We start from the raw sequence: 20,357 nt of genomic DNA, 5'->3' as shown, positions 1-20,357 counted from the left end.
CAGCCACAACCTGAGGGGGTGGCGTCGAGGCGGGAAGGCTGGTATCCTCCCCCGTCTTTGCGCCGCCCGCTCGGCGTTCCCCAGGGTAAGGTGGAGACGGGATAATCATGAAGGTTAGAGCTTCGGTGAAACGAATTTGTCGCAACTGCAAGATCATCAAGCGCCGTGGCACGGTGCGGGTGATTTGTACTGAGGCGCGACATAAGCAGCGGCAGGGTTGAGTTGACTAGAGACGGCACGGCCTGGCTGTGTCTCGTCGTCTGATGCGACCACTGCACGAGTTCAGTTGACGTGGGCTGACAGCGCACTGGCACCGATCAAGTCGGTACCGAGCGGCCCGCGCAGAGGGTAGCGCGAATCACGGGAGAGAGGCCCCATGGCCCGAATCGCAGGCATCAACATTCCGGTAAACAAACACGCCTGGGTGGCACTTATGTCCATTTACGGCATCGGGCGCACGCGGGCGATGGATATTTGTAAGGCGGCAGGCGTCCCTGCACATCAGCGGATTCGCGATCTCGGTGAGTCTGAGATTGAAGCGCTTCGCCGCGAGGTGGGTAACTACGTGATCGAGGGCGATCTGCGTCGTTCGGTGGCGATGGATATCAAGCGTTTGATGGATCTTGGATGCTATCGAGGCATCCGTCATCGGCGCGGGATTACGGTACGTGGACAGCGGACGCAGACCAACGCACGCACCCGAAAAGGGCCGCGGCGTGGGCCGGCGAGCCGCTGATCGAGAGGTCTGAGCACTCCGGTATCGTCTTAACACTAGCGCGGGCGATGCCTGAAGCATGAATGGGAACCGAGGCTTATGGCGAAGGCAGCGAGCCGCAGTGGCGGCAAAAAGAAGGTAAAGCGGACGGTGACGGACGGGGTTGCGCATATCAACGCGACCTTCAACAACACGCTGATTACGATCACCGATCGGCAGGGGAACGCGCTGGCCTGGGCAAGCGCGGGTGGTAGCGGTTTTAAAGGCTCGCGCAAGAGCACGCCATTTGCGGCGCAGGTGGCCTCTGAGCACGCTGCCCGAGCTGCGCAGGACTATGGTCTGAAGAGTCTTGAGGTTCGCGTTAAGGGGCCTGGCCCCGGGCGTGAATCAGCGGTCCGCGCGTTGAACGCGGTCGGCTATCGCATTACGAACATTGCGGATGTCTCACCGATTCCGCACAACGGCTGTCGCCCGCCGAAGAAGCGACGGGTCTAAGGGAGGAAACGCTGGCCATGGCGAAATATATTGGTCCAAAGTGCAAGCTGGCGCGGCGCGAGAAGACTGATCTCTTCCTCAAGAGCGGGGTGCGGTCGCTGGATTCAAAGTGCAAGCTCGAACAGCCGCCCGGGCAACACGGCCAGCGGCGTGGTGGTCGGATGTCCGACTACGGCTTGCAGCTGCGCGAGAAGCAGAAGGTTCGTCGCATGTACGGCGTGCTGGAGCGGCAATTCCGCAACTACTACAAGGAGGCTGCTCGGCGTCGTGGGGCGACCGGTTCGGTCTTGCTGCAACTGCTTGAGAGCCGTCTCGATAACGTCGTCTACCGGATGGGCTTTGGCAGCACGCGTGCCGAGGCGCGTCAGCTGGTTAATCACCGTGCGATTACCGTCAATGGTCGGGTGGTGAATATTCCCTCCTACAAGGTCAAGCCCGGCGATGAGGTGGCGGTAAAAGAGAAGGCGAAGAAGCAGCTGCGGATTCAGGCGGCCCTAGAGCTGGCTGCACAGAGCGGCTGGATGCCGTGGATCGAGGTCGATACGAACAAGATGCAGGGCGTCTTCAAGCAGTGCCCCGAGCGCACTGATCTCTCTCCGGAGATCAACGAGTCGCTGATCGTCGAGTTGTACTCGAAGTAACACCGCAACTGCAGGGTGTCGTTGATGAAGGGTTACCTGAAAGATTTTCTCAAGCCGCGCTCGGTTGAGATTGAGCCGCTGACCGAGTGCCGAGCCAAGGTGGTGCTTGAGCCGCTGGAGCGTGGGTTTGGGCATACGCTTGGCAATGCACTGCGGCGTTTGTTGCTCTCGTCCATGCCTGGGACGGCTATTACTGAGGTCGAGATTGAGGGCGTGCAGCACGAGTACACGGCGATCGAGGGGGTTCACGAAGATACGGTCGATATCCTGCTCAACCTCAAAGAGCTGGCGATTCGTTTACACGAGCGGGATGCGGTGACCCTGCGACTCCATAAGCGTGGCCCAGGGGTGGTCACTGCGGCTGATATCGCGATCGATCATGGGGTCGAGATTCAAAACCCCGATCTTCACATCGCAACGTTGACGCAGGAACTCGACTTCAAGCTATCGCTGCGGGTTGAGCGCGGTCGTGGCTATTTGCCGGTCACGGCGCGTGAGGAAGAGGAGACCCGGTCGATCGGTCATTTGGCGCTCGATGCTAGTTTCAGTCCGGTGCGCCGAGTCGCGTATGCGGTCGAAAGTGCCCGGGTTGAGCAACGCACCGACCTCGATAAGTTGGTCCTGGATATCGAGACGAATGGTGTGGTAACGCCAGAGGAGGCGGTCAAGTTTGCCGCGAGCCTGCTGCGTGATCAGCTGTCGATCTTTGTCGATTTGCAAGGCGGGATGCTCGAGAGTGAGGAGCCGCAGCAGGAGCAAGAGCTCGATCCGATCCTTTTGCGCCCGATTGATGATCTCGAGCTCACGGTGCGTTCGGCGAACTGTCTGAAGGCCGAAAGCATCCACTTCGTCGGTGATCTGGTTCAGCGCAGTGAGGTCGAGTTGCTCAAGACCCCCAATTTGGGCAAGAAATCGCTGAACGAGATCAAAGAGACGCTCGCCGCGCACGGGCTGTCGCTCGGCATGCGCCTGGATAACTGGCCGCCGCCGTCGCTCGGGGACCGAGCACGCATCGCCGGCTGAACAGCGAACAAGGGATTTTAAGCCATGCGACATCGTAAAGCTGGAAGACATCTGAACCGTAAGCCTGCGCACCGGCGGGCCATGTTCAAGAATATGGCCGCAGCCCTCTTCCGCGAGGAGGAGATTCGCACCACCGTGCCGAAGGCGAAAGAGCTGCGGCGTGTAGCCGAACCGCTGATTACTATGGCGAAAGCGGACAGCACTGCCAATCGCCGACTCGCCTTTGCACGGCTGCGTGATAAAGAGATGGTCACCAAGCTGTTCACCGATCTGGGGCCGGCTTACCGGAGCCGTCCGGGTGGCTATATGCGCATTCTTCGTTGCGGCTACCGTAAGGGCGATGGGGCGCCAATGGCGATCGTTCAACTGGTCGGGCGCGAGGCTGTGAACCGGCCGGCTACGGTCGAAGAGCAGGCGGAAATCGCAAGTGCCGGAGAGGCCGCGCGGACGTAACACGCTCATGCACGCCGCCCACGACTCTGGCCACTGGGCCGGGATCGTGGGTGGCGCTGATGCTCCCCCCATCATTCTCTATACCGACTATCGGCTCTCCGGGCCGTACGTTGGTCAGCTCAGATCTCGCCTCTGGTCCGCTTCACCCGCCCTGACCGTCATCGATTTAATGCACGATGCGCCGCGCTGTAATCCGCGCCGTGCGGCCTATCTGCTCAGTGCCTCGCTCCCCTATCTGCCCCATCAAGCGGTGGTTTTGGCGGTCGTCGACCCCGGGGTCGGTAGTGTACGTTCCGGTCTTGCGGTCTCTCTCGGCAGTCGCTGGTTGGTAGGCCCAGATAACGGATTGTTGGCCATGGCGATCCGCCACCATGCGCGAGGCCGTAGCGTTGCTTGCTATCGATTGCCAGAGCCTGGCCCAGAAGCGTCGGCAACCTTCCACGGGCGTGATCTCTTCGCCGAGATAGCCTCAACACTCGCACTTGCGAGTGCAGCGGTCGACAGCGCCGGTGGTGATGCTGATGAGTATGAGCCGGCGTGGCCGACGGTGGCCGCTGAGCAGTTGACCGGTTACGACTGGCCGGTTGATCTCGATGAAGTGATCTACATTGACGGCTTCGGCAACCTGATGACCGGGCGCCGCGCTGAGACCGTGCCGGCGGGGAGAGAGCTCTGCATCGGCGAACAGCCGATCCGCGCGGCGCGCACATTCGCCGACGTTCCACCTGGGGCGCTCTTTTGGTATCGCAACTCGATGGGCTTGGTTGAGATCGCTGCGAATAGTGCTTCAGCGGCTGAGCGTCTCGGGGTCGGCCCGGGGGTTCGCTTTTGTTGGGGCGCGGCGATAGGCGCAGGTGGCAAGAGTGAGGCGAGCGAGGAGCGCGGAGAGGGCGGCACTGGGTAGTCGCTGTGCTTTCAATTCCAGCATGCTCACGAGCGGAGCTGGGGATGGGGCGTCGGGGCTTATGCCGCAGCGGGTTTGCTACAATTGGGCACCGCGGCACCGTTAGAGGGTGTTCGGAGCGTTCTTCCCCTGACCCGTGTAAAGCGCTTGAGCGCGCGTACGGCGAAAGGGGGGAGACGGCCAGTGCGGAACGAACGGAGCGAACCGCCGCCAGGGCGATTCGCCAATCGACTGACAGGAGAGGACTATGAAGGCACCCGTGCGTGTAGCAGTCACCGGAGCAGCCGGGCAGATCGGCTATAGCTTACTGTTTCGTATCGCTGCAGGGGAGATGCTTGGCAAGGATCAGCCGGTTATCTTGCAGCTGCTTGAGATCCCGGAGGCGCAGGATGCCTTGAAGGGCGTCGTTATGGAGCTCAACGACTGTGCCTTCCCGCTGCTCGCCGAGATCCACGCCACAGCACAGGCTGATGAGGCTTTCGCCGATGCCGACTACGTCTTGCTCGTCGGTGCGAAGCCACGTGGTCCCGGGATGGAGCGCAAGGATTTGCTCGAGGCCAATGCAGCGATCTTCTCTGCTCAGGGTCAGGCGCTGAATCGGGTCGCACGACGCAGCGTGAAGGTGCTGGCGGTCGGCAATCCTGCCAACACCAACGCCTTAATCACCCAACAGAACGCGCCCGATCTCGACCCGCGCGCCTTCACCGCAATGACGCGGCTCGACCACAATCGGGCACTGGCGCAGTTGGCCATGAAGGTCGGGGTGCATAGCCGTGATATTCGCAAGCTGGCCGTTTGGGGCAACCACTCCGCGACCCAGTATCCCGATCTCAGCCACTGCTTAGTTGCCGGTGAGCCGGCGCGAGAGAAGGTCGATGCCGCGTGGATTGAGAGCGACTTTATCCCGACCGTGCAGCAGCGTGGAGCGGCGATCATCCAGGCGCGCGGGGCCTCAAGCGCGGCCTCGGCTGCGGGTGCTGCGATCGATCACATTCGTGACTGGGCGCTCGGTACACCGGCCGACGACTGGACAAGCATGGCGGTCCCCTCCGATGGCAGCTACGACATCGAGCCGGGGCTGATCTACTCCTTCCCGACAACCTGCAGCGGAGGCGACTATCAGATCGTCACTGGCTTAACGATCGATGCATTCAGTCGTGAGCGTATGGATCGTACCGCCGCCGAACTGCGCGAGGAGCGGGATGCCGTCAAACACCTCCTCCCCTGACGATGTGGGGCGCTCCTGGCGCATCGCGGTCATGCCAGGGGACGGCATCGGCCCCGAGGTCGTTGCAGCGACTCGGCAGGCCCTGGAGGCGCTGCACGCCTCCGGGGCGGTGGCGCTGGCACTGACCGAACTGCCGTGGCCGTCACACGCCTGGCACGAGGCGCACGGTGCGATGATGCCGAGTGACTGGCAACAGCAGCTGAGCGGCTACGACGCCTTGCTGCTCGGGGCGCTCGGCGATCCAGGGCCGGTTAGCCACCCACAGCGCTACCGGCTGCCCGATGGTGTCTCCTTAGAGCCACTGTTGGCGATGCGTAAGGGGCTCGATCTGTGGGCCTGTGAGCGCCCGGCCGTGCCGATGGCCGGTGCGCCGCAGTATCTTGCCGACCCACGGGTTGCGCAGACTGACCTTTTGGTCATTCGCGAAAATAGCGAGGGAGAGTACGTCGATCAAGGCGGGCGGTTAGCGCGTGGCAGCGCGCGGGAGACGGCGACCCAGCTCGAGGTCTTTACCCGCGCTGCTACTGAGCGCATCATTCGCCACGCCTTCGAACGCGCGCGGGCGCGCGCCGCTGAGCGGCGTCAGGGGCTGCGCGTGGCCAAGACCTTCCCGTTCGGTGCGGGTGCCGAGGCCGAAGCGGCGGTCTGCGTGGTGACCAAACGCAATGCGGTGCGCTACGCCGGTGAACTGTGGACCGAGGTCTTCGCCGAAGTGGCGAGCGAGTATCGCGATATCGCGACACACCACGAGCTGGTCGATGCCTGCTGCATGAAGATGGTCACACAGCCGTGGATCTTCGATGTGATCGTGGCGAGCAACCTGCACGGCGATATCCTCACCGATTTGGCTGCGGTTCTCGCCGGCGGTATGGGCGTGGCGCCATCGGCGAACCTTAACCCGAGTGATCCGGCGGTCCCACCGCTCTTTGAGCCGACTCACGGCAGTGCCCCGGATATCGCCGGTCGCGATCAGGCCCATCCGGCGGCTATGCTACTCACTGCGGCAGCGATGCTGGAGTGGCTGGGCCAGCGTGATGCCGCCGCTGCGCGCGCGGCTGCAGCCCTGCGCGAGGTGGTGGCTGCTGACTTGGCCGAGCACGGGATGGCGGGACGTGCCTGCTCGAAAGTCGGTGCCGCTATTGCGCAGCGGCTCAGCGAGTGCCAATAGAGTTGAGGTGGGTGAGATGAAACTGCTGCGATGAGGCTCCGTGAGGCCCGATGAATAAAGGAGGCGCGATGCGCGTGGAGTTCCTAGGGGCGGCCCGGCAGGTGACCGGCTCCTGTTTTTTGGTCCGCTGCGCCGGGCGACAGATTCTGGTCGACTGCGGCATGATCCAGGGCGGTAAGAGCCAAGAGGTGCGCAATCGTGACGCCTTCCCTTTCGATCCGGACGCCATTGATGCGGTCATCCTGACCCACGCCCACCTCGATCACTCTGGGCGCTTGCCGCTGTTGGCACAGGTCGGCTACCGTGGCCCGGTCTACACCCACAAGGCCAGCGTCGAGTTGTGCGATATCTTGCTGCGTGACTCGGCCTATCTGGCGGAGCGCGATGCAGCGATTGAGAGCAAAAAACGTCAGCGGCGTCACGAGGAGCCGGTTGATCCTGTCTACACCGTGGCCGATGCCGAGGCGGCGGTCGAACTCTTCATCGGCTGCGACTACGACGCACCGTGGCAAGTCGCACCGGGGATCGTTGCCCGGCTGCAGGACGCCGGCCACATCCTCGGTTCGGCAATCGTCGAGCTGTGGCTTGAGGAGGGCGATGAGCGGCGTAAGGTCGTCTTTAGCGGCGATATTGGGCGCGACGATACGCCGATCCTGCAAGACCCAGTGCGTCCGACCGAGGCCGATCTGGTGGTCATGGAGAGCACCTACGGCAACCGCGAGCACCGGAGCTGGGAGGAGACTTGGGAGGAGCTTGGCGAGATCATCAGTAGCGCACGCGCAGCGCGCGGCAACATTATGGTGCCGGCCTTCGCAGTCGGGCGCACCCAGGAACTGCTCTACGTCCTGGCCAAGTTCTACCGCGAGTGGGGGCTGCACGAGTGGACGGTCTTTCTCGATAGCCCCATGGCGATCAATGCCACCGACGTCTACTCCCGCTATGAGCACCTCTACGATCAAGAGACGAGCGAGTTCTACGCCGATCCCAGCAATAGCCCCTTTCATTTGCCGAATCTACGCTTGACCCCCCACGCCGAGGACTCCATGGCCATCAATCGGGTCAGCAGCGGGGCGTTGATCATCGCTGGCTCGGGGATGTGCAATGGCGGGCGGATTCGCCACCACTTTAAGCACAACCTGTGGCGCAGCACCAGCCACGTCATCATCGTCGGTTTCCAGGCGCAGGGGACACCGGGGCGCGCCCTGGTCGACGGTGCGCGTGAGTTGACGCTATGGGGTGAGAGCGTTCGCGTCGGCGCCAAAGTGCACACCGTTGGTGGTCTCTCAGCCCACGCCGGGCGCAGCGAGCTGATCGCCTGGTATCAGGCCTTCAAGACACGCCCGCAGGTTGCGCTGGTCCATGGCGAGGCCGGCGGCATGGACGATTTGGCCGAAGCGCTGCGCGCCGAGGGAGCCGAGGTGGCGACCCCGGAGTTGGGTGCGGGGATCGACCTTAGAGAGTTGCCGAGCCGTAGCGCGCCGGCTCCCGCGCCAGCTGAGCAGATCGAGCAGTCATAAACCAACCGGGGTGCGCCGCGCCCTGTTGAAGGAGTTAGAGCTATGAACAGTGCACAGCGCAGCACCGGGCAGGGGCAGCTCTCACCGCTGCTTAAGACCTCGAGCGGAGTGGTCGCCGAGCGGGGCGAGGGGGCCTATCTCATCGGCAGCGACGGCACCCGCTACCTCGATATGACCTCCGGGATCGGGGTGACGGCGACCGGTCACTGCCACCCGAAGGTGGTCGAGGCCGCGCAGCGCCAAGTCGCAAGCTTGATTCACGGGCAGTACGCCATCGTTCGCCACCCGGGCCTGCTCAAGTTGGCCGAGCGCCTCGGTGAGCGGATGCCGGGGCCGATCGATCGTCTCTTCTTCTCCAACGCCGGTACCGAGGCCTGTGAGGCGGCGTTGCGGTTAGCCCGGCAGGCGACTGGACGACCGAATATGATCGTCTTTCAAGGCGGTTTCCACGGCCGCACCATGGGCTCGTTGTCGATGACGACCTCGAGCGTTGGGCTGCGCGCCGGCGTCCAACCGATGATGGGCGGCGTGGTGGTGGCCCCCTTCCCGAACGCCGTGCGCTACGGCTGGAGCGAAGAGGCCGCAGTCGATTTCTGTCTGCGCGAGCTCGATCATATCCTGGCTACACAGTCGTTGCCGGCCGAGTCGGCGGCCTTCTTTGTCGAGCCGGTGCAGGGGGAGTCTGGCTACATCCCGGCCGGACGGCGCTTCCTGCAGGGGTTGCGGGAGCGCGCCGATCGACACGGTATGCTGCTGATTGCCGATGAGGTGCAGAGCGGTTACGGCCGTACCGGCACCTTCTGGGCCCATGCGCAAGATGAAGTTCAGCCCGATATCGTCATCACCGCGAAGGGCTTGGCGAGCGGCTTCCCGCTCTCGGCCTTCGGCGCGACGGAAGAGCTGATGAGCCGCGGTTGGCCCGGTTCGCAGGGCGGGACGTACGGTGGGAATGCCGTAGCCTGTGCCGCTGCGCTCGCGACCCTGGAGGTCATCGACGAAGAGAACCTGGTGGAGAATGCTCGCGTTCAGGGGGCGCACCTGCGCACGCAACTCGAAGCGTTGCAGCAAGAGGAGCCGGCCATTCACAGTGTGCAGGGACGTGGGTTGATGCTCGGCACTGAGCTCGTCGATGCCGCTGGGGCGCCGGACGGTGAGCGCGCGGCCCGGGTGCTGCGGGCGATGGAGGAGCGGGGGGTGATCATGATTCGCTGCGGCCCGCAGGGTCAGATCGTCCGTTGGCTGCCGCCGCTGATCATTCAGCGCGAAGAGCTTGACCGCGCGGTTGAGGCCTTCGCTGAGGCGCTGCGCGCAACGGCTCAGTAGGGTGTCGCAACCGCAGTAGGCCGTTTGATATCACGTGCCCATTCGCCGGTGAGCGAGTGGTCTTGTGGGTGGATTAAGGGAGAGAGGAATGGATCTGTCGTCGATCCGCAGTGCCTATCGGCGTTATGCGCGTTACTACGATCGGGTCTTTGGCCCTGTTTTTGCGCCGGGGCGCAAGCTGACCATGCAGTATCTGAACGAGCGGCCGGGGCGACGTATCCTTGAGGTCGGAGTCGGGACTGGCATCTCGCTGCCGGACTATCGCCCCGATGTCACGGTCGTCGGCGTCGATGTTAGCCCGGATATGCTCGATATTGCACGGCGGCGGGTCGCCGAGCATGGCTTGGAGTTTGTCGAGGGACTCTACGAGATGGACGCCGAGGCGTTGGAATTGGAGGATGACAGCTTCGATGTCGTCGTGGCCATGTATGTGGCCTCCGTCGTACCGAACCCGGACCGTTTTATCACCGAGGTTCAGCGCGTCTGTCGCCCCGGCGGGGAGATCTTTATCGTCAACCACTTCGCTTCGGAGCATCGGTTGCTGCGTAAATTCGAACAAACCCTCAAACCGCTCTCTAAACTGCTCGGTTTTCGCCCCGATATGGAGCTCAGCGCCTTGCCTGAGCGGCCCGACTTCCACCGCATCGGGGTCTATCCGACCAACCTCTTTGGCTACTGGAAGTTGGTCCACTACCGCAATGCGTCAGCCGATGGGGATGAAGCGAGCTCCGCGACGGCCTCCTAGCGCCTTCGCCCAGCGCCCGCTGCATCAGGCAGTGCCACCCGGGTGGGTGCCGAGCCACTCGCCCATCCGAATCCGGTCTCCACTGTTGAGCCCATCTGTCCATGTGATCGATCCGGCAGGGAAGAGGACGATGATCGTGGAGCCGAGGTTGAAGCGGCCGATCTCAGCACCGCGTTCGAAAGCTGGGCCGTTTTCGCCGTAGTGGCGGAGCTGCCCGCGGGGGAGAGGAGTGCCCTCTTCGGACCACACCGTGGTGATGGAGCCGACATTGACCGCACCGACGGCGACTAGGGCGACGGGGCCGAGCGCGGTCTGCCAGCGCGTCACCAAGCGTTCGTTGCGCAAAAAGAGGCCGCGGATGGAGCGCACCGCCGGCGGTGCCACCGTGAGCAGGCGCCCGGGGATCTGCTGGGTGCAGCGCAGCCGCCCGCCGATCGGGGCGTGAAAACGATGGTAGTCGTGCGGCGAGAGGTAGATGGTGGCGAAGTGGCCGTCCGCAAAGCACTCATCGTAGAGGGCGCCGAGCAGCTCGCTAGCGGCATAGTCGATCCCCTTCGCCTGAATCATCCGCCCCGCGGATAGGGTGCCGATGGCGCTGATGGTGCCATCACATGGGCTGATGATCGCCGTGGGGTCGTCCGGTAACGGCCGGGCGCCGGGTCGTAGGGCGCGGGTAAAGAGGGCATTGAGCGAAGAGTAGGCGCACGGGTCGTCGAGTTCGGACTGGGTAAGATCGAGCGCGTAGCGCTCGGCAAAGAAGCGGTTGAGCCGGTCTTTGAACCAGGGCGCGCGGGCGCGTGCGACGTGGTAGGTCAGGCGCGAGAGCGCATGGGTCGGCATCAGACGGTGGCCCGCTGCGCGCAGGTGGTCGAAGAGGCTCGCTGCCGGTTCGGAGGCACCGATGCGGGGTGGCGTGGGTGTGGTGGTCATGGAGTCTGGTCTGGTCTAAGGTGGTGCGAGCCGTTCGATCCACTGCTGCCGACGGTGATATTGCGCCAACTCATAGAGGTCCTCGGCAAGCAGCTGCGGGTGGTGTGGCGGACGAAAGAGAGCCAACAGGCGCCCGCGTGGGTCGATCAGCAGCACGGTGGCTACGGGTTCAATACGGTAGGCTGGGGCGCCATTGCCATCGATCGGGGTATAGCGGATGCCGAGGCTTTGCGCTAGGGTTGAGATCTGCTCGGGTTCCCCGGTCAGGGCGATCAGCTCGTCGTGAAAGCGGGGTGCGTAGTCGGCGAGCCGTGGCGGCGTATCGTGCTGACTATCGACACTGATCAGTACCAACTGCAGCCGCCTCGCCACACGGGTCTCCTCCAGTAGGCGATGGGTGAAGGTGAGCAGCTCAAGCATCTCGGGGGTGGCGTCGGTACAGCCGGTGTAGCCAAAGGTTAGCAGCGACCATTGACCGCTCAGGCGCTCCGGAGTGAAGGGCCTACCGTCATGATCGGTGAGTTCGAAATCGGCAATCGGGCGCCCCTCCTCAAGGTAGGTGCCGCGAATCTCCGGCGGCGAAGCGGGGGCGCCGATGGTGTAGATCACCAGCCACAAGCTGGCGAGCGCCGCAACGACCGCTGCGACTGCCAACGCCGTCCATAGTAAGATGCGGGCCCGTTTGCGCGTCATAGGAGCCTTCGACGACTGCGTGTTCAGGTTAAGGTCGGCCTCCATCTTACCGGGGCCTTCCTGCACAGCGCCACTGGGGTGGGGGCTCTATAGGGTCGCACCCGGATGATGGTTCCGGTTTCTTTAACTCAACGAATTAAGCTCAACAACAGGTAAGTGTTCATGCTCCCTCCCACGGAGATCCTGCTGTCCGCTTGATTTACGGGTGGTTGGTGTGTTGCGGGCGACCGGGGCTGAATGGTAACAACAACAGAGGAAGAGGAGGCTACGGTGCACGAGCCGGTTGATCAGCCCCCCGCTGGGATCGTAACGCTGCGCGATATCGTTCGGTTTGCCGCCAGTCGCTTCAATGAGGCCGGATTGCACTTTGGCCATGGCACCGATAACGCCATAGATGAGGCCGCTGCGTTGGCGTTGCACGCCCTCAGCTTGCCTCCCGAGCTGCCTGATCTCTACTGGGGCTCCCGTCTGACGCGCCGTGAACGTATCGCCGTCATGGCGCTGGTGCGTCGGCGTATCGAGGAGCGGATTCCGTTGCCCTATCTGACTGGCGAGATTCACTTCGCCGGCCTGCCTTTCCATGTCGATCGGCGGGTTTTGATCCCCCGCTCGCCGATCGCAGAACTGATCGAAGCGGGGTTTGGGCCGTGGCTTGAGCCCGCTGCCGTTGAGCGGATTCTGGAGATCGGCACCGGGTCGGGGTGCATCGCGATCGCTTGCGCCTACGCCTTTCCTGAGGCGCATATTGATGCCGTTGATAACTGCAGTGCAGCGCTTGAGGTTGCCGCCCTCAATCGCCACCGCCACGGCCTGCAGCAACGGGTAGATCTTATCTGCTCTGATCTCTTCGAGGCCGTTCCGGAGGGAGCGGCCTATCAACTGATCGTCAGCAATCCGCCCTACGTCGATGCCGCGGCGATGGCGGCGTTGCCGCCTGAGTACCACCATGAGCCGCACGCTGCGCTTGCCGCTGGCGCCGATGGTCTCGACGTGGTCCGGCGATTGCTCGCCGAGGCGCCACGGCGCTTAAGCCATGATGGCCTTTTAGTCATTGAGGTCGGCGACAGTGAACGCGCGTTGCAAGCGGCCTTCCCCGGTCTGCCGGCGGTCTGGGTGGAGTTTGAGCGCGGCGGCCACGGCGTCTTCGTGATCCCGGGTGAGGATCTACACGCCTGGGCGCACTGATCGGGCGCAACGATGGAAGCCGCGCATGTCACACGGCTGTCACCCGTTTGCCTTATTACTAGGCGGGATCAGCGCGGGGTACTGCCGAGGCCCACTGTGGGTAGACTGTAGGCGAGAGGGTGACGATGACAATGAGTGGCAAGATTCTGGTCGTCGAGGACGATGCGGCGGTTCGCGAGTTGTTGCTCAGTACGCTGGGTCGGGAGGGGGTCGTGACGACGGTTGCTTGCGATGCGATGCAGGCAGCGGAACTGCTTAAGCGCGAGCATCCCGATCTGATTTTGCTCGACTGGATGCTCCCGCGGGTGAGCGGGGTCGAGTGGGCGCGGCAACTCAAGGAGAGCGAGCAGACACGCGCGATTCCGATTATCTTACTTACCGCGCGCAGCGAGGAAGAAGACAAGGTGCAGGGGCTGGAGAGCGGTGCCGATGACTACGTCACCAAGCCCTTCTCGCCACGCGAGCTGAAAGCGCGTATTAAGGCGGTGCTGCGGCGCACAGCGCCGGAGATCAGTGACGAGCCGGTGGAGGTCGACGGCCTGGTGCTCGATCCAGTCAGCCACCGCGTAAGTGTCGAAGGTCAGACGCTGGCCATCGGGCCGACTGAGTTTCGCCTGCTGCGCTTCTTTATGACCCACCGCGACCGAGTCTTTACGCGCACGCAGCTGCTCGATCATGTCTGGGGCGCCAACGTCTACGTCGAAGAGCGCACGGTCGATGTTCATATCCGTAGGCTGCGTAAAATACTCGCCGAGACGGGACACGACCGGCTGGTGCAGACGGTGCGCGGCGCCGGTTATCGCTTCTCTGAACGGGCCTAATGGAGGCGGGGGGGAATAGAGGGGGCTGGATGCGGACACAGGATGTGCCGACGGGAGAATGCACGAGCCAATGCGTTCGGTAGTAGTGGTGAGTCATGCGTTATAACCCGTGGACGGCCTTCTGGGGTCGAGTGGCGCTGGTCGGCGGCGTTGCTGTTGTCGTTGCCCTAGCGACCGGCTGGTGGCTCGAGATCGCAGCGCTGCTCCTGGCGCTGAATGGCGCCTGGAACCTGTGGCAGTTGGCGCGGCTGGAGCGCTGGGCGCGTCGCGATCGACGGATCGAGCCGCCGTTGTCGTGGGGAGTCTGGGGAGAGACCTTCCATGCGCTCAGTCGTCGTCAGCGCCGCCAGCGCGAGCGGCGCGTACGGCTGCAGCGGGTCATTCGTCAGTATCGGGAGTCGGCCAAGGCGCTGCCCGATGCCACCGTGGTGCTGCAACGCGGCGATCGGGTCGTGTGGTGGAACGACGCTGCCCGGCGCTTGCTCGGGTTGCGTTGGCCCGAGGATGAGCGCCAGTACATCACCAGTCTGATTCGTAGATCGGCCTTGGCCGAGTGGGTGGCTGCAGGTGGCGGACGGGAGCCGTTGACGCTGCCCTCGCCGGCACAGCCGGGGGTCTTGCTGGAGGTTCGGCTGATTCCCTACGGGCGCGATCAGCGCCTTCTGATTGCCCGTGACACAACGCGCACCGAGCGCTTAGAGACGGTGCGCCGCGACTTTGTGGCCAACGTCTCGCACGAGCTGAAGACGCCGCTGACGGTGATCTATGGGGTCGCCGAGGAGATGGCCGACGAGTTGGCCGTCGATCATCCGGAGTGGGCTCCGTCGATCCAGCTGCTGCGCGATCAGTCGCGGCGCATGGAGACCCTGGTACAAGATCTACTGATGCTCTCACGCTTGGAGACGGCCGCGCCAAGCGCCGAGCAGCACCCGGTCGATATCGGCGAGATGCTCAACGCGCTCTGCGCCGAGACGCGTACGCTCTCCGGCGACCGGGGACACCACGTTGAACTCACCGCCGAGCCGGGTTTGACGATCTTCGGTGCTGAAAAAGAGCTGCGCAGCGCCTTCTCTAATCTGCTCTCCAACGCGGTGCGCTATACCCCGGATGGCGGGGCGATTGAGGTGCGCTGGTACTCCGATGCCAGAGGCGCCTATGGACAAGTGATCGACACCGGGATCGGGATCCCGCGCGAGCACATCCCGCGCCTGACCGAACGCTTCTACCGTGTCGACAAGGGGCGCTCCAACGCCACCGGCGGCACCGGCCTCGGGTTGGCGATCGTCAAACACGTAATGCAGCGTCACGGAGGCCAATTGCATATCCGCAGCGAACCGAATCAAGGCTCGACGTTTACGCTCTTCTTCCCCCCGCGACTCATCGCCAGTCGTTCCCTCTCTTGACGTCCTGCTCGCGCCAATTACGCACGCCGCGCTCAGAAGCCCATCAGCGCCAAACCGCCATAGCCCAACAGCGCACCGAGGAGGGCTCCGGCGAGCACGTCGGTCGGATAGTGGAGCCCCAGTACGACGCGCGAGGCGGCGATCAATGCCGCAACCGGAATCAGCCACGCCGCCATCACCGGGTAATAGGCCACTGCGATCATGGTCAGCGACACCGCATGCAGAGTATGTCCTGATGGAAAGCTGTAGCGATCGAGGGTCGGCGCTAGCGGTTGCAGTTTGGCCTCAGCCTCGAAGGGCCGCGGGCGCCGGGTGTTGCGCTTGATCGCCCAGTAGAGCAAGACGCCGACCACTGCCGTTACGGCCATATGCAAAACGGCCGGCCACGCCGCCTGCCCGTAGGTCATCAGCAGCGCGGCCATCAAGGCGTACCAGAGCGCGCCATCGCCGAGACGGCTGGCCAAGACGAAGAGTTCGCGCAGTTGCGGCAGCCGCGAACAATGCGCAAGCAGCAGACAGACCTGCACCTCCCACTGCTGAACACGATTCAACGCTCGTTGCATGGGATCTCCTCCTTCGCATTGGGTTCAGCACTGGACCTGGACCCTCGCGCCTGGGCACCACGAGGCGCCAGCGGCGGGCGTCCGGCCCCGTCGTGTTGCGGCGGGGCACCCATCGCCTCCGCCAGGATCGATGCAAACCGCACGGCAATTTGCTGCCATGCCAATTCGGCGACTGCGGCGCGCGCCTGCAGCCCCATCGCTCGCCGTTGTGCCGTCGGCAGCTGTGCCAAAGTCGTCGCCGCTGTGACCCACTCCGCTTCAGCGCCCCAAGGGGCCAAAAAGCCGTGGTTGCCATCCTCGACGTAGGAGGCGGCCGCGGCATAGTCGAAAGCGACGACGGGTAGACCGCTGGCCATGGCCTCCAGCGTGACGTTGCCGAAGGTCTCGCTCAGGCTTGGAAAGAGAAAGAGATCGGCCGAGGCGTAGTGGCGGGCCAGGTCGTCCCCATAACGATTGCCGGCAAAGTGGATCGCCGGTGCCAGGCGCTTGAGTTCATGTCGCCACGGCCCCTCGCCGACGACGACACACCGCGCTTGCGGACAGTGGGCACGTACCCGTTCAAAGGCGCGCGCCAGCAGCGCAAGATTCTTCTCTGCGGCGATCCGTCCGGTGTAGAGCAGCACCGGCGTCTGCGGGGCAGCGCCCCAATGCGTGCGCAATTCGCGACAGCGGCGCTGCGGATCGAACAGCGTGGTATCGACACCGCGGCGCATCAGGGCGACGTGGCGATAGCCCGCGTGTGCGAGCTGCTGCGCCAGTGCCGCATCGGGGACCAAGGTCTTGGCGGCGCGGTTATGGAAACGGCGCAACACCGACTGCGCCAGAGGCTGCAGCCGCGCCGAGAGGTAGTGGGCAATGTAGGTATCAAAGCGGGTATGGAAGCCGGTAACGGCCGCGATCCCGAGCTGCTCGGCGGCCTTCAAGGCAGCACGCCCGAGCGGCCCCTCGGTCGCGATGTAGAGCGCATCCGGGCGATGCTGCCGCCACAACTTCCGCAGCCGCCGAGTGGTGACTAGACCGATGCGGACGTCCCGGTAGCTGGGCAAGGGCACTCCGGTGACCGGCTCCAGTCGCACCTCGCCGACGGGCGCGCTACCACCGCGCAACGAAACGGCGCGCTGGGGTTGCCCTTCGATTCCTTGAAGAGGGGGGGCGCACGCCGAGCCCCTAGCCGGACCCCAATGTGCGCGCGCGGGATGGGTCGGCAGCACCAGATCGACCGCAACGCCCATGCGTTGCAGCTCAGCGGTTAGGTGGCGCAGCGTCGTCGCAACCCCATTCGCCTCGGGTGCGAAAGTCTCGCTGACGATCGCAATGCGGCGCAGCGCCGTTGGGTCAAGACTCGCAGAGATAGACGGTTCCATGCCACGAAGGATGCGTCCCCCCCGTGACAGGGCGATGATTCGCCGATCACAGCTCGATGACAGTCGCGCCTCGCCTGCAGTCGCGACTCACCTAATCAGTCGAGAACGGGATTTTTCGAGTTCTCCTGAAGGAGCAAGGGCGCCGGTCGAGGCAAAATATTACAGCCCCGTGAATTTTTTGTTGCACCGTAGGGCTCGTTGTACACGGAGCTAGTTTTCGGCGCTATCCTTTGTGACAGAGTGATGACGTCAATGTGTCCCGGAGATGACGATCAATGGTTAAAGCCACGCCGGCCGAAGCCACTGCGAATCAGGCAACCACGGCAACCACGGCAACTGAAGCGCGTCCGCAGAAGGCCCCACCTTCGAGTCTGCGCAAAGACGACACCGTTGCAAGCGCCTGTGCCCGCCTGCTTGAGGACTGCCGCTGGCAAATTCGCAGCAACGAAGCGCCCGCGTTGGTCGGAACCGATCCGGAGGGCGTTCATCAGCTGCGCGTCGGGGTTCGCCGCCTGCGTGCCCTGCTCAACACCTTCAGCGAGGTGATTGCTTCCGAGCCGTATGAGTGGCTTCGTACCGAACTGCGCTGGCTGCAGCAAGCGCTCGGGCCGGCGCGTGATGCCGATGTCTTTCTGCATGAGACGCTGCCCCCTATCCGCGAGTGGGTCGGCCCCCATATCTCCTTAGAGCCGATCGCGGCGGCAGCCCACGACTATCAACGCCACGCCTACTCGCAAGCGCATGCAGCACTGCGCGGCGAGCGCTACCGCACTCTGATGACGCGCCTTGAGACGCTGCCGGACGATAGCTTTTGGCGCGCGGAGCCGCACGACCCGCGGCTACAGCCGATTGCTCCCTTTGCCGTCAAACAGCTCAAAGGGCGCCGGCGCAAGCTGCGCAAGCTCGGTCGGCGGAGCGCGGAGCTGAACGATCAACAGCTCCACGAACTTCGCATCCGCGGCAAAAAGTTGCGCTATGCAGTAGAGTTTTTCGCTCCACTGTTTCGCCGCCAAGCAACGGGGCGCTATCTTAAAGAGGTCAAAGCGCTCCAGGATTGCCTTGGGGTCTACAACGATGCGGCTGTCGGACGACAACTCGTCTGGGAGCTGCAACAGCAGGCTCTCCAGCCGGGTCCGCATCAAGGCGTCGACTCAGCAACGTCGGGGCAGGCCGCAGAAGGGGCCGCTGCCGGTGTCAAATCGGCACCGTCAAAGGGCGCTCGCCGTCGCCGGTCACCCGCACAGCCGGCGCCCGAGATGCTGGCCTGCGCCGGCGGCATCGTTATCGGTTGGCAAGCGGCACAGGCCGAGATCCAGCTGCGCCACTTCACCGAGGTATGGCAGCGGCTTGAGCAGAGTGCCGTCTTCTGGAAAGACAAGAGCCTGAGCGTCAGGGCGTAAGAGCGGCAACGGAACGCCGTTAATTAAAGCATTAGCGCGCTTCGCGCTCCGAGTCGGCATCAGCACCTGTGCGCAACTCCTTTAGTGAGGGGAAGTCCGCCCAGCTTCCGGGCAACTCCCGCACCGTGTCTGGCCAGTCGGCCAGTCGTCGACTAATTTTTCCCGGATTACATTGGCCATCCATTTGCTCTTCGACAGGTTCATCGACCGTGCATTGGCGATCATTCTCTTCTCGGTATCATCGTCAATCGCTGGCTAGTGAAGGCCGACACCAGCACCCTCGACCTATCGGGGGTCGCAGATTCCGTGCTGATCACCTAATACGCTTACGCGCATATACGGATATGCGTATAGTATGCCCATGGACATCGTACCTGAGAGACTCTTCCGCCTGCTGGCGGACACTACGCGGCTGCAGAGCGTGCTGCTGCTGCACAGCGAAGGTCGCCTGTGTGTCTGCGAGCTGACCCACGCCCTTGATCTGTCCCAGCCTAAGATCTCCCGCCATCTCGCGCAGCTGCGTACCGCCGGTTTGCTGGTGGACGAGCGGCAGGGGCAGTGGGTGCACTACCGGCTGGCCGACGATCTGCCCGATTGGGTACACCGGGTCATTGAGGCCGCCGCCACTCACCACTCTTGGCGGGCGGCTCAGCGCCGTCTCGACGGCATGCCCAATCGCCCACCACTTGATGATGACAGGATTCCGACATGACCGAACTGACTGTGTATGACCCCCCGCAATGTTGCAGTACCGGCGTCTGCGGCCCCAGCGTCGATCCGAAGCTCTCGAGGCTGGCCGCTGACCTGGATTGGCTGAAGAACCAGGGGGTGGCGGTGACCCGCTACAACCTCTCCCAGCAGCCTGGCGCCTTCGTGGAGAACGCCACCATCAAGGCCATCCTCGAACGTCGGGGCGAGGACGCCCTGCCGGTCTTCCTAGTGGATGGCGAGGTGATGAGTCAGGGCAGCTATCCGGATCGCGAGGCGCTGGCCAGCTGGGTGGGTGTGTCCCCCTCTTCGAGCGGGGACGACTCCGGCGGTTGCTGTGGCGACGGTGCCGAAAAGCGGCACGGCAGCGGCTGCTGCTAGAGGTCCAAAGTGCCCTGCGACTGAACAGGGCGCGTCTGCGGCTTCTCTCTCTTCGCATCTCCACGGGGTTCACCGATGAGCTTTCTCGACAACGCCACGCGCAATCTCTTCTTCACCGGTAAGGGAGGAGTGGGCAAGACCTCGCTGGCCTGCGCCAGTGCGCTGGCCTTAGCAGAGCAGGGCAAGCGGGTGCTGCTTATCTCCACCGATCCGGCCTCCAACATCGACGAGGTGCTAGAGACCGACTTGGACGACACTCCGCGCCCGGTTCAGGGTGTCGAGGGTTTGCACGCGCTCAATATCGATCCGGAAAAGGCTGCCGCAGCGTACCGGGAGCGCGTGGTCGGACCCTACCGGGAGCAACTGCCCGAGGCCGTCGTGCGCAGCATGGAGGAGCAGCTCTCTGGTGCCTGCACCGTGGAGATCGCCGCCTTCGACGCCTTTGCCGACCTGCTGGGCAATCCTCGAGCTGCGGAGGGTTACGACCACTTGGTCTTCGACACAGCACCGACCGGGCACACGTTGCGGCTGCTCTCTCTGCCTAGCGCCTGGACCGGGTATATCGAGACCAACACCTCCGGGACCTCCTGCCTCGGCCCCCTAGAAGGGCTCGCAGCTCAGAAGGAGACTTACGCCGGTGCCGTTGCCGCCTTGGCCGATGGCGCACGCACCACACTCGTCCTGGTCAGCCGCCCCG

At 63.7% G+C, this 20,357-nt stretch carries 23 protein-coding genes; 19 read left to right on the top strand and 4 right to left on the bottom strand.

Annotation, left to right across the window (positions count from 1 at the left end):
• Window positions 1-107: 107 nt before the first annotated feature.
• The 12 genes from rpmJ (at window position 108) to CKO15_RS06420 (ending at window position 10,212) form a co-directional block, all read left to right on the top strand.
• Window positions 108-221, top strand: coding sequence for a 50S ribosomal protein L36 (rpmJ, locus tag CKO15_RS06475; RefSeq protein ID WP_096410199.1), 114 nt, complete (start codon window positions 108-110; stop codon window positions 219-221).
• A gap of 155 nt (window positions 222-376) precedes the next feature.
• Window positions 377-736: a 30S ribosomal protein S13 gene (gene rpsM / locus CKO15_RS06470; protein ID WP_200193743.1), complete on the top strand. Its 360-nt coding sequence runs from the start codon at window positions 377-379 to the stop codon at window positions 734-736.
• 78 nt (window positions 737-814) lie between these two features.
• Entirely contained in the window at window positions 815-1,210 is a 396-nt protein-coding gene (gene rpsK, locus CKO15_RS06465) for a 30S ribosomal protein S11 (RefSeq protein WP_200193741.1), read from the top strand.
• A gap of 17 nt (window positions 1,211-1,227) precedes the next feature.
• The gene (gene rpsD, locus CKO15_RS06460) at window positions 1,228-1,851 is read left to right on the top strand and encodes a 30S ribosomal protein S4 (RefSeq protein WP_200193739.1); all 624 of its coding nucleotides are present in this window, start codon (window positions 1,228-1,230) and stop codon (window positions 1,849-1,851) included.
• 24 nt (window positions 1,852-1,875) lie between these two features.
• Window positions 1,876-2,874, top strand: a complete 999-nt coding sequence (locus tag CKO15_RS06455; protein WP_200193737.1) for a DNA-directed RNA polymerase subunit alpha — start codon at window positions 1,876-1,878, stop codon at window positions 2,872-2,874.
• Window positions 2,875-2,898: 24 nt separating this feature from the next.
• Complete coding sequence (gene rplQ / locus CKO15_RS06450) at window positions 2,899-3,327, top strand: 50S ribosomal protein L17 (protein ID WP_200193735.1); 429 nt, start codon at window positions 2,899-2,901, stop codon at window positions 3,325-3,327.
• A 7-nt stretch (window positions 3,328-3,334) separates the two neighbouring features.
• Window positions 3,335-4,231, top strand: coding sequence for an SAM hydrolase/SAM-dependent halogenase family protein (locus tag CKO15_RS06445; protein ID WP_200193733.1), 897 nt, complete (start codon window positions 3,335-3,337; stop codon window positions 4,229-4,231).
• Between the two features lie 247 nt (window positions 4,232-4,478).
• On the top strand, window positions 4,479-5,459 hold the full coding sequence (locus CKO15_RS06440; RefSeq protein WP_200193731.1) for a malate dehydrogenase: 981 nt from the start codon (window positions 4,479-4,481) through the stop codon (window positions 5,457-5,459).
• Window positions 5,434-6,627 carry an isocitrate/isopropylmalate dehydrogenase family protein gene (locus CKO15_RS06435; protein WP_200193729.1) on the top strand — a complete coding sequence of 398 codons (1,194 nt, stop codon included), beginning with the start codon at window positions 5,434-5,436 and terminating at the stop codon, window positions 6,625-6,627. Before CKO15_RS06440 ends, CKO15_RS06435 begins: the two co-directional genes overlap by 26 nt.
• A gap of 68 nt (window positions 6,628-6,695) precedes the next feature.
• A complete protein-coding gene (locus CKO15_RS06430) occupies window positions 6,696-8,144 on the top strand; it encodes an MBL fold metallo-hydrolase RNA specificity domain-containing protein (protein ID WP_200193727.1) in 1,449 nt (482 codons plus the stop codon).
• A gap of 42 nt (window positions 8,145-8,186) precedes the next feature.
• Entirely contained in the window at window positions 8,187-9,467 is a 1,281-nt protein-coding gene (locus CKO15_RS06425) for an aspartate aminotransferase family protein (RefSeq protein WP_200193725.1), read from the top strand.
• 88 nt (window positions 9,468-9,555) lie between these two features.
• Window positions 9,556-10,212 carry a class I SAM-dependent methyltransferase gene (locus tag CKO15_RS06420; protein ID WP_200193723.1) on the top strand — a complete coding sequence of 219 codons (657 nt, stop codon included), beginning with the start codon at window positions 9,556-9,558 and terminating at the stop codon, window positions 10,210-10,212.
• 24 nt (window positions 10,213-10,236) lie between these two features.
• Here CKO15_RS06420 and asd read toward each other — a convergent pair whose 3' ends face one another.
• A complete protein-coding gene (gene asd / locus CKO15_RS06415) occupies window positions 10,237-11,142 on the bottom strand; it encodes an archaetidylserine decarboxylase (protein WP_242464621.1) in 906 nt (301 codons plus the stop codon).
• 15 nt (window positions 11,143-11,157) lie between these two features.
• Complete coding sequence (locus CKO15_RS06410; protein WP_200193721.1) at window positions 11,158-11,835, bottom strand: SCO family protein; 678 nt, start codon at window positions 11,833-11,835, stop codon at window positions 11,158-11,160.
• A 237-nt stretch (window positions 11,836-12,072) separates the two neighbouring features.
• Between CKO15_RS06410 and prmB the strand changes: the two genes are divergently transcribed.
• From prmB to phoR, 3 genes are all read left to right on the top strand, one after another.
• Window positions 12,073-13,020: a 50S ribosomal protein L3 N(5)-glutamine methyltransferase gene (gene prmB / locus CKO15_RS06405; protein ID WP_200193719.1), complete on the top strand. Its 948-nt coding sequence runs from the start codon at window positions 12,073-12,075 to the stop codon at window positions 13,018-13,020.
• Window positions 13,021-13,151: 131 nt separating this feature from the next.
• Window positions 13,152-13,841, top strand: coding sequence for a phosphate regulon transcriptional regulator PhoB (gene phoB / locus CKO15_RS06400; RefSeq protein WP_200193716.1), 690 nt, complete (start codon window positions 13,152-13,154; stop codon window positions 13,839-13,841).
• Window positions 13,842-13,936: 95 nt separating this feature from the next.
• The gene (phoR, locus tag CKO15_RS06395) at window positions 13,937-15,244 is read left to right on the top strand and encodes a phosphate regulon sensor histidine kinase PhoR (RefSeq protein ID WP_200193714.1); all 1,308 of its coding nucleotides are present in this window, start codon (window positions 13,937-13,939) and stop codon (window positions 15,242-15,244) included.
• A 32-nt stretch (window positions 15,245-15,276) separates the two neighbouring features.
• Here phoR and CKO15_RS06390 read toward each other — a convergent pair whose 3' ends face one another.
• Window positions 15,277-15,807, bottom strand: coding sequence for a phosphatase PAP2 family protein (locus CKO15_RS06390; protein ID WP_200193712.1), 531 nt, complete (start codon window positions 15,805-15,807; stop codon window positions 15,277-15,279).
• On the bottom strand, window positions 15,792-17,171 hold the full coding sequence (locus CKO15_RS06385; RefSeq protein ID WP_200193710.1) for a glycosyltransferase family 4 protein: 1,380 nt from the start codon (window positions 17,169-17,171) through the stop codon (window positions 15,792-15,794). The genes CKO15_RS06390 and CKO15_RS06385 overlap by 16 nt, the downstream gene beginning before the upstream one ends.
• 275 nt (window positions 17,172-17,446) lie before the next feature.
• Between CKO15_RS06385 and CKO15_RS06380 the strand changes: the two genes are divergently transcribed.
• The 4 genes from CKO15_RS06380 to CKO15_RS06365 all read left to right on the top strand — a co-directional run.
• A complete protein-coding gene (locus tag CKO15_RS06380) occupies window positions 17,447-18,571 on the top strand; it encodes a CHAD domain-containing protein (protein ID WP_200193708.1) in 1,125 nt (374 codons plus the stop codon).
• 355 nt (window positions 18,572-18,926) lie between these two features.
• The gene (locus tag CKO15_RS06375) at window positions 18,927-19,283 is read left to right on the top strand and encodes a metalloregulator ArsR/SmtB family transcription factor (protein WP_200193706.1); all 357 of its coding nucleotides are present in this window, start codon (window positions 18,927-18,929) and stop codon (window positions 19,281-19,283) included.
• Window positions 19,280-19,660, top strand: coding sequence for an arsenite efflux transporter metallochaperone ArsD (gene arsD, locus CKO15_RS06370; RefSeq protein WP_200193704.1), 381 nt, complete (start codon window positions 19,280-19,282; stop codon window positions 19,658-19,660). The genes CKO15_RS06375 and arsD overlap by 4 nt, the downstream gene beginning before the upstream one ends.
• A 75-nt stretch (window positions 19,661-19,735) precedes the next feature.
• Window positions 19,736-20,357, top strand: a 622-nt coding sequence (locus tag CKO15_RS06365) for a TRC40/GET3/ArsA family transport-energizing ATPase (protein WP_200193702.1), incomplete at its 3' end; no start/stop codon positions are given.

Source organism: Halorhodospira abdelmalekii (assembly GCF_016583625.1).
GTDB classification, from domain to species: Bacteria; Pseudomonadota; Gammaproteobacteria; order Nitrococcales; family Halorhodospiraceae; genus Halorhodospira; species Halorhodospira abdelmalekii.
Note: the sequence above shows the minus strand (reverse complement) of the source record. Positions and strands in the feature narration are given on the sequence as shown.

Bases quoted from the DNA above. Each gene is read 5' to 3' on its own strand.
- rpmJ (WP_096410199.1), top strand. From the start codon at position 108: ATGAAGGTTAGAGCTTCGGTGAAACGAATTTGTCGCAACTGCAAGATC.
- rpsM (WP_200193743.1), top strand. From the start codon at position 377: ATGGCCCGAATCGCAGGCATCAACATTCCGGTAAACAAACACGCCTGG.
- rpsK (WP_200193741.1), top strand. From the start codon at position 815: ATGGCGAAGGCAGCGAGCCGCAGTGGCGGCAAAAAGAAGGTAAAGCGG.
- rpsD (WP_200193739.1), top strand. From the start codon at position 1,228: ATGGCGAAATATATTGGTCCAAAGTGCAAGCTGGCGCGGCGCGAGAAG.
- CKO15_RS06455 (WP_200193737.1), top strand. From the start codon at position 1,876: ATGAAGGGTTACCTGAAAGATTTTCTCAAGCCGCGCTCGGTTGAGATT.
- rplQ (WP_200193735.1), top strand. From the start codon at position 2,899: ATGCGACATCGTAAAGCTGGAAGACATCTGAACCGTAAGCCTGCGCAC.
- CKO15_RS06445 (WP_200193733.1), top strand. From the start codon at position 3,335: ATGCACGCCGCCCACGACTCTGGCCACTGGGCCGGGATCGTGGGTGGC.
- CKO15_RS06440 (WP_200193731.1), top strand. From the start codon at position 4,479: ATGAAGGCACCCGTGCGTGTAGCAGTCACCGGAGCAGCCGGGCAGATC.
- CKO15_RS06435 (WP_200193729.1), top strand. From the start codon at position 5,434: ATGCCGTCAAACACCTCCTCCCCTGACGATGTGGGGCGCTCCTGGCGC.
- CKO15_RS06430 (WP_200193727.1), top strand. From the start codon at position 6,696: ATGCGCGTGGAGTTCCTAGGGGCGGCCCGGCAGGTGACCGGCTCCTGT.
- CKO15_RS06425 (WP_200193725.1), top strand. From the start codon at position 8,187: ATGAACAGTGCACAGCGCAGCACCGGGCAGGGGCAGCTCTCACCGCTG.
- CKO15_RS06420 (WP_200193723.1), top strand. From the start codon at position 9,556: ATGGATCTGTCGTCGATCCGCAGTGCCTATCGGCGTTATGCGCGTTAC.
- asd (WP_242464621.1), bottom strand. From the start codon at position 11,142: ATGACCACCACACCCACGCCACCCCGCATCGGTGCCTCCGAACCGGCA.
- CKO15_RS06410 (WP_200193721.1), bottom strand. From the start codon at position 11,835: ATGACGCGCAAACGGGCCCGCATCTTACTATGGACGGCGTTGGCAGTC.
- prmB (WP_200193719.1), top strand. From the start codon at position 12,073: ATGGTAACAACAACAGAGGAAGAGGAGGCTACGGTGCACGAGCCGGTT.
- phoB (WP_200193716.1), top strand. From the start codon at position 13,152: ATGAGTGGCAAGATTCTGGTCGTCGAGGACGATGCGGCGGTTCGCGAG.
- phoR (WP_200193714.1), top strand. From the start codon at position 13,937: ATGCGTTATAACCCGTGGACGGCCTTCTGGGGTCGAGTGGCGCTGGTC.
- CKO15_RS06390 (WP_200193712.1), bottom strand. From the start codon at position 15,807: ATGCAACGAGCGTTGAATCGTGTTCAGCAGTGGGAGGTGCAGGTCTGT.
- CKO15_RS06385 (WP_200193710.1), bottom strand. From the start codon at position 17,171: ATGGAACCGTCTATCTCTGCGAGTCTTGACCCAACGGCGCTGCGCCGC.
- CKO15_RS06380 (WP_200193708.1), top strand. From the start codon at position 17,447: ATGGTTAAAGCCACGCCGGCCGAAGCCACTGCGAATCAGGCAACCACG.
- CKO15_RS06375 (WP_200193706.1), top strand. From the start codon at position 18,927: ATGCCCATGGACATCGTACCTGAGAGACTCTTCCGCCTGCTGGCGGAC.
- arsD (WP_200193704.1), top strand. From the start codon at position 19,280: ATGACCGAACTGACTGTGTATGACCCCCCGCAATGTTGCAGTACCGGC.